Source organism: Tabrizicola sp., from assembly GCF_051645465.1.
Classification (GTDB): domain Bacteria; phylum Pseudomonadota; class Alphaproteobacteria; order Rhodobacterales; family Rhodobacteraceae; genus Tabrizicola.
The window spans coordinates 1-4,625 of sequence record NZ_JBOFBI010000282.1; the positions used below are offsets into that span (position 1 = coordinate 1).

General features: G+C 66.9%; 6 protein-coding genes. 4 read left to right on the plus strand and 2 right to left on the minus strand.

What is annotated here, in order from left to right; all coding sequences use genetic code 11:
• The 4 genes from groEL to ACRCSW_RS17785 form a co-directional block, all read left to right on the plus strand.
• Nucleotides 1-795 (plus strand): chaperonin GroEL (gene groEL, locus ACRCSW_RS17770; RefSeq protein ID WP_438706980.1); only part of this gene is annotated, 795 nt, incomplete at its 5' end.
• Between the two features lie 64 nt (nucleotides 796-859).
• Nucleotides 860-1,432, plus strand: coding sequence for a GNAT family N-acetyltransferase (locus tag ACRCSW_RS17775; RefSeq protein WP_438706981.1), 573 nt, complete (start codon nucleotides 860-862; stop codon nucleotides 1,430-1,432).
• A gap of 354 nt (nucleotides 1,433-1,786) precedes the next feature.
• The gene (locus ACRCSW_RS17780) at nucleotides 1,787-3,046 is read left to right on the plus strand and encodes a glycosyltransferase family 4 protein (RefSeq protein ID WP_438706982.1); all 1,260 of its coding nucleotides are present in this window, start codon (nucleotides 1,787-1,789) and stop codon (nucleotides 3,044-3,046) included.
• Nucleotides 3,047-3,087: 41 nt separating this feature from the next.
• The gene (locus tag ACRCSW_RS17785) at nucleotides 3,088-3,936 is read left to right on the plus strand and encodes a DMT family transporter (RefSeq protein ID WP_438706983.1); all 849 of its coding nucleotides are present in this window, start codon (nucleotides 3,088-3,090) and stop codon (nucleotides 3,934-3,936) included.
• Here the strand turns inward: ACRCSW_RS17785 and ACRCSW_RS17790 are convergent.
• Together ACRCSW_RS17790 and ACRCSW_RS17795 are read right to left on the minus strand one after the other, a co-directional pair.
• Nucleotides 3,912-4,394, minus strand: a complete 483-nt coding sequence (locus tag ACRCSW_RS17790; RefSeq protein ID WP_438706984.1) for a GNAT family N-acetyltransferase — start codon at nucleotides 4,392-4,394, stop codon at nucleotides 3,912-3,914. The two genes, ACRCSW_RS17785 and ACRCSW_RS17790, sit on opposite strands and share 25 nt — an antisense overlap.
• The coding region (locus ACRCSW_RS17795; RefSeq protein WP_438706985.1) for a GreA/GreB family elongation factor at nucleotides 4,381-4,625 on the minus strand (245 nt) is incomplete at its 5' end. The genes ACRCSW_RS17795 and ACRCSW_RS17790, both read right to left, overlap by 14 nt.

Genomic DNA, 4,625 nt, shown 5'->3' on the forward strand with positions numbered 1-4,625 from the left:
GACCGCCGCAAGGCCATGCTGCAGGACATCGCCATTCTGACCGGTGGTCAGGTGATCAGCGACGATCTGGGCATGAAGCTGGAGAACGTCGGGCTCGACATGCTGGGCCGCGCGAAGAAAGTGATCATCAAGAAGGATGACACCACGATCATCGACGGCGGCGGCGTCAAGGCCGAGATCGAGGCCCGGGTCGGCCAGATCCGCGCGCAGATCGAGGAAACCACCTCGGACTACGACCGTGAAAAGCTGCAGGAACGTGTGGCGAAGCTGGCTGGCGGCGTTGCGGTGATCAAGGTCGGCGGCATGACCGAAGTCGAAGTGAAAGAGCGCAAGGACCGCGTAGACGATGCGCTGAACGCGACCCGCGCGGCCGTTCAGGAAGGTGTCATCGTCGGTGGCGGCGTGGCGCTGATGCAGGCGGCCATGGGGCTTGAGGGCCTGAAGGGCGGCAACAGCGACCAGGACGCGGGGATCGCCATCGTGCGCCGCGCGCTGGAAGCTCCGCTGCGCCAGATCGCCGAGAACGCCGGTGTGGACGGTGCCGTCGTCGCGGGCAAGATCCGCGAATCGAAGGACAAGACCTTCGGCTTCAACGCCCAGACCGAAGAATATGGCGACATGTTCGCGTTCGGCGTGATCGATCCGGCCAAGGTCGTCCGTACCGCGCTGGAAGATGCGGCTTCGGTTGCCTCGCTTCTGATCACCACCGAAGCGATGATCGCCGACCGCCCCGAGCCGAAAGGCGCCCCCTCGATGCCGGGCGGCGGCGGCGGCATGGGCGGGATGGACTTCTGATCCATCCGGTCTTTAGGATTGAAAGGGCGGCCTCCGGGCCGCCCTTTTGCTTTGGAGACGCTGCTTGGTTGCTGGCCCTGACTTTTCGCGTGAACTTCGGTCCGGTGAGGAAGCGGAAGTCGACGCCTTGTTGCGTGCAGCCTTTCCGGGGCCGCAGGAAACCCGTCTGGTCCACCAACTGCGCGACGATGGCAACATGGTCCACGAGCTTGTGCTGCCTTGGGACAACCGGATCGGCGCCTATGCTGGGATCAGCCGGATGGTCGAGCCGAAGAACTGGTTCTGTCTGGCACCGGTGGCGGTCCGGCCCGATTTGCAGAACGGAGCGGCGGCCCCGGCTGAGGCAATACGGAACAGCTTTCGTTTCGGGTCGCGCCTGGTGCGTCTGATTGTGACGGCCTATTCACAGCAATCCATTCGCGAAGGGCTGGCGAAGGGTGGTTGGTTGGAAGGGGATGAGCCGTTAACGCTCGTCGTCCTGGGCAAGCCCTCGTTCTACGCCCGCTGCGGGTTCTCGCTGGAGCGGGCGGCGCGGCTGACCACGCCCTATCCCGTGAAGAACACCCTGATCGCGCGGCCTGGCCATGATGTGCCGGAGGAAACGCTGATCTATCCGCCAGCGTTCGACGGGGTCTGAGTTGTCTGGTTCCGGAACGAGACTGGCGCCCCCTTTTTCTTTGCGAAGTCGGGGCATCAGGTTTACCCTACTTTTAGCGGGCTGCCCCTGGCGCCTATGCTTTGCCAGACGCTCGTGAATAAGTTTTTGGTCTTTGTATGTGAATTGATGTTCTGGTCTTTGACGGCGCTGGCCGTCTTGGCGGGTGATTTACCTTTCCGTCCCTGAGTGATTGTTGCCTTTAGGTCTGCGGTCCCTGTCGCACTGATACCTGTGCCACGGCATCTGCAGGCTTTGTTGCCTCGCCCCGTCAACCGCTGCCCCAGCTCCGTCGCCAGCCATAACGAGAGGGACATCGTGCCCGACGGGTATGGAATGGGACATTTTGGCGACACTGCTCCGCCCGGTCTGGCTGACTGCGCGGCAGAGCTGGCGGATTGCCGCTATCTGCTGGTCATGCCGGTTCCCTGGTATCAGGCGGCCGATGGCTCGATCTGGCTGGACGACCTTTGGTACCGCGATCTGCTGCGGCATCTCGACTATCTGCGCGACCTGACCGTGCTGGCCCCGCGTCTGCCTCTGGCAAGCCAGGCGGGCATGGTCCGCGTCGATATGCCGGCGGGGCTGCGGTTTCTGGATTTGCCCTGGGGGCGCAGCGTCCGGCAGGGTCTGCTGAAGGCGCCGTCCACCCAGGCCGCTGCGGTCAGGGCGGTCCGGCAGGCGGATATCGTGCACAGCGGGGTTGCGGGCTGGCCGTTTGCGCCGGGGTTCTTCGTGAACCCGGTGGCTGTGAAGCTGCGCCGCCCCCTGATCATCGTCGTCGAAAGTGCCTTCTGGCGGCTTGCGGGGGTCGGGCCACATGGGCTGGCCGCCCGCATGCGCGCGCGGGTGACCGAAGGCTTCGCCCGCTGGTCGGTGCGGCGGGCGACATTGTCGATCTTCACGCATGAGGGTTACCGCAAAAGCCTGGTGCGGGGGGCTGATGTGCCGTCGATGGTGACCCCGGCCAGCTGGATCGACGCCGGGGATGTGCTGGACGAAGCCACCGCGTCTGAGACCTGGGAGCGGAAGGGCGCAAAGGTTCGCGTCCTGCTGGCGGCGCGCTTGACTGCCGGGAAGGGGGTGGCCGTCCTTCTGGAGGCTCTGGCCATGGCGGGCGATCTTTCCCTGGCCGTTGACGTGATCGGTGACGGGCCGTTGCGCGGGGCGGTGGCCGAGGCGGCGGCCCGGCTTGGTCCGGAGCGGCTGCGGCTTCTGGATCCCGTGCCCTACGGCCCGCCCTTCCTCACCCTGCTGCGCGGCTATCACGCGGCCTTGGTTCCCTCCATCACCGACGAGCAGCCACGCGTCCTTTACGATGCGGCGGCCCAGGCGGTGCCGGTTCTGGCATCGGATACCGAGGGGCATCGGGAGCAAGTGGATCAGGGCGTCACCGGCCTGCGGTTTGCACCGGGTGACGCGGCGGCTTTGCTGGCGGCGCTGCGCCAGGCCGCCGCGGATCCTGCCGGGCTTCGCCGGATGGGGATGACCGCGCGGAGCCGGGCGTTGGGGCAGACCCATCAGGCCATGCATCTGGTCCGGGCTCGCAAGCTGGCGTCGATCTGGAGCGAAAGGCGCAAGGCCAAGGGCGTCTGACCGCTTGCCGAGCCTTGCATTCGCGGCCAAAGCTGGCGGCCATGCGCCTGTTCCTTCTGACTGCCCTGACCATGGCGGCTTTCGCTGCCAACTCAGTCCTGAACCGCTGGGGGGTGGGGCGGGGGTATATCGGCGCGGTGGAGTTCGCCTGCATCCGGCTGGTCGCGGGGGCTTTGGTGTTGGCGATGCTGGTCCTCTGGCAGCGGGGCGGCCTTGCCTGGCCGGGCGTGACGGGTCGGCTTGCCGGGGTTCTGGGGCTGTCGGTCTATCTGGTCGGGTTTTCGCTGGCCTATCTTGGTCTCGATGCCGGGACGGGCGCGCTGGTGCTGTTCGGGATGGTGCAGGTCACGATGTTTGCCGGAGCATTTGTGACGGGCGAGGCAGTGCCGGCCCGACGGTGGGCTGGGGCCGGGCTGGCTCTGGGTGGGCTGGCGCTGATTGCGGCACCGGCTGAGGCAGGACTGCCGCCGGGACCGCTTTTGCTGATGGCGCTGGCGGGGATGGGCTGGGGGTTCTATTCGCTGGCCGGGCGGGGCGCGACTGATCCGCTGGCGGCGACGGCGTGGAACTTCCTTCTGTCGGTGCCGCTGGTTCTGCCGCTGGCCGTCGGGCTTGGCTTCGATCGGCCTGATGCGACGGGCATTGCGCTGGCGGTGGTATCGGGCGCGGTGACCTCGGGCATGGGCTACGCGCTCTGGTATGTGATCCTGCCCACCCTGGGTGCGGCGCGGGCCGGGGTCGCGCAGCTGTCAGTGCCGATCCTCGCGGCGCTCGGTGGTGCGGTCCTGTTGACCGAGGTGCCGGGCCTGCGCTTCTGGGCGGCGGCGGTGCTGGTGTTGGGTGGGGTCGCGTGGGCCAGCTTGCCCTACAGGTCTTTGACGAGGCGATAAGCGGTGTGGCCCGTGCGGGGATCGGTGCGGCTTAGCCCCGTCGGGCGGAAGCCCTCGCGTTCCCAGAAGGCGCGGCCGCGGGGGTTGACGTCAAGCACGGCAAGGTAGAGCCGCGGCGCGTGCCGGCTGCGGGCCAGGGTTTCGACATGGGCAAGGAAGCTGCGGCCATGGCCCTGACCTTGCGCCCAGGGGCCGAGAAGCATGAGGCCAAGATAGGCGTCGTTGGGTTCGGGGAAGCCGTAGGACACTTCGGCCACGCCCGAGAGGCGGCTGTCGACGAAGAGACCCAGCCGGTCGCTTTCGGCGGGATTGCAGTTCGGCGGTGCATCCGTGAAGAACTCGGACGCCTGGTGGTCGGGGTCGACCCGGCCTTCGGCGAGCAGCCAGTAGTCCGGGGCCTCGCGGTAGAACTGCGCGACGAGGGAGGTTTCGGACGGGAAAAGCTCACGGATCCGCATGGGCGATTTCCATGACTTCCAGGTCGATGGCGCCGGATGGACGCTTCCACGTGACGCTGTCGCCCACGACCGCCCCCAGAAGCGCGCGGGCGAGCGGAGAGTTCGGGGCGATGCGGTGGCGGGTGGCGTCGGCCTCATCCTCGCCCACGATTTCATAGGTGGTCTGTAGGCCGGTTTCGTCAGCCACGGTCACCGCGAGACCAAAGGCGACCGCGGTCAGGTCATGAGAGG